The following is a 2,088-nucleotide window of genomic DNA, read 5'->3' on the forward strand; positions in this document are numbered from 1 at the left end:
GGCGCGCCRTCGGCCCTGACCCTGCAGCCGGTGATCGGCCAGCGTCGCGCCGCCAAGACCACCGTGCGCGTGCGCGAAGGTGGCCGCGGCAACGCTTACGTCAATGGTCACAACACCGCCGATGAAGGTCGCGAACTGCGTCGCTTCGACAACGTGCGCGAAGACCGCGGCCGCGGTCGCGGCGGCAAGGGTGGTGGTGGTTTCAAGGGCGGCCTGACCGTCAGCGGTGAAGCTGCTGCCAAGCAGTCGCAGCGCCCGTTCAAGCAGCGCGCGYCGAAGAACGACCGCTCGCTGCCGGAAGGCAACCCGGCCGCATTCCGTACCTGGTACGTGCCGGATGGCGTGAGCACCGGCCCGAGCGGCCACCGCAATGCCGGTCCGGGCGCTCGTGGCCCGGGTGCCCGTGGTCCGGGCGCAGGTGCAGGCGGCCAGGGCCGTCCGTACGGCAAGCCGAAGGGCCCAGGCGCAGGCGCCGGTGGCGGCCAGGGTCGTGGCGGCTACGGTGGTGAAGGACGCGGTGGCGCCGGTGGCGCAGGCGGCCAGGGTCGTCCGGCCGGTGCGGGCAACCGCTCGCAGGGCCAGGGCAACAAGCACCCCTACGGCCATCCGGGCAATGCCCCCAGCTTCCCGTCCGACCACGCCAATCCGGGCTTCAGCCCGTATGGCAGCTCGCGTCCGGCCGGCAACGGTCGTCCGGGCGGCAATTCGAATGCACGTCCGGGCGGCAACCGTGGTCCGGGTGGTCCGGGCGGCAATCGCGGCCCGGGTGGCCCCGGCGGCAACCGTGGTCCCGGCGGCCCGGGTGGCAACCGCGGCCCGGGTGGCCCCGGCGGCAACCGTGGTCCGGGTGGCCCGCGTCGCAGCGGCCCGCGCGGCGGCTGATCTCCACCTTCAATGAAGGACACAGCGATGACACGGATGTTGTCCCTCGGCGCCCGCATCGGCGCCGTGCTGGTGGTTCTGTTGCCGGTCGGCGGCTGCGAACGCGCTGCCGACCGGCTCAAGCAGGAAATCGCCGCCACGCAGAATCCCTGGCCGAAATCTTCGGCCCTGCACGATCCGGCCGACCGCATGCTGCGTCGGCTGATCGTCGATGAGCGCTATCTCACCCGCATCAAGCAGGCCGGCAGCAAGGACAAGGCTGCTGTCGCCGGTGCACAGCTTGCACTGGATGGCATCGGCCGCCTGCCTCGCCCCATGCTGGAGCGGCGTGCGCAGCTGCTGGCCGCAATGCTGCGCGGAATGCCGGTAGAGAAATGCGCACTGATCGCCCGCGCCACCACGGCGTCGGACATTGCACAGGTAGGCAGGACCTTGTTCAACGAACTGGAGAAGCGACCGTCGCAGGACATCGATTTCTGGTTCGAGATGAGCTACCAGGCCAGCCTCGCCGAGCTCGAACAGCGACCCGCAACCCCCGCCACTGAACAGCAGATTGCCGAGGCGACCGAGGCCCTGCTCGCCTCGATGGCTGACGAAAGCACGCGCGCGCGGGCCATGGCGGTCCTGCCGCGGATGGACACCGCACCGGCTGCCGACGTCTGCTGGGCATCGCTGATGCTGCTTGATGCCGCGTCCAGCACCGTGCCCGAACCACATCGCGGCACATTGGCCTGGCTGATGGCCCAGCAGTAGACACGGCGACGGAAGCCGGGCCCACGCGCCCGCTTCCCCGCGTTCGGCCGCGACCACTCCACTCTCACCCTGCCGCTCGAGCGCTTTCGGCGCGCTGGAACGCCGCAGGCGTGGTCGCGACCATGCTGCGGAAGAAGGCGATGAACGGACTCTCTGCCGAGAATCCAAGTTCCAGCGCCACGTGCGCGACACGATGGCCGAGCAGCAGCAGTTCCATGGCCCGCATCAACCGCCATTGCTGACGCCACGCCTGGTAGCCCATGCCGGTATCGCGTTGCATCAGGCGCCCGATCGTACGCACGCTCAGTCCGCTGCGCTGGGCCAGCTCGCCCAGTTCGGGCGGCAGCTGCTCGGCCACCGGCAGGCAGCGGGCGATGCGCGGGTCGCGCGGTAATGGCAGCTCCATCGGCTCCACCGGCGCAGCGGCAATCTCAAGCACGCACAGCGCCAGTT

At 70.4% G+C, this 2,088-nt stretch carries 2 protein-coding genes and 1 pseudogene; 2 read left to right on the forward strand and 1 reads right to left on the reverse strand.

Annotated features, from left to right (window positions below; all coding sequences use genetic code 11):
• Together AB4Y84_RS20005 and AB4Y84_RS20010 are read left to right on the forward strand one after the other, a co-directional pair.
• A pseudogene (locus AB4Y84_RS20005) lies at positions 1–882 on the forward strand (pseudouridine synthase); the annotation flags it as partial.
• Positions 883–909: 27 nt separating this feature from the next.
• Positions 910–1,635: a hypothetical protein gene (locus AB4Y84_RS20010; RefSeq protein ID WP_442244296.1), complete on the forward strand. Its 726-nt coding sequence runs from the start codon at positions 910–912 to the stop codon at positions 1,633–1,635.
• 64 nt (positions 1,636–1,699) lie between these two features.
• Here AB4Y84_RS20010 and AB4Y84_RS20015 read toward each other — a convergent pair.
• A partial coding sequence (locus AB4Y84_RS20015; RefSeq protein WP_442250762.1) for a helix-turn-helix domain-containing protein occupies positions 1,700–2,088 on the reverse strand: 389 nt, incomplete at its 5' end.

This window comes from Stenotrophomonas sp. 2YAF22 (assembly GCF_052114665.1).
Classification (GTDB): Bacteria; Pseudomonadota; Gammaproteobacteria; order Xanthomonadales; family Xanthomonadaceae; genus Stenotrophomonas; species Stenotrophomonas indicatrix.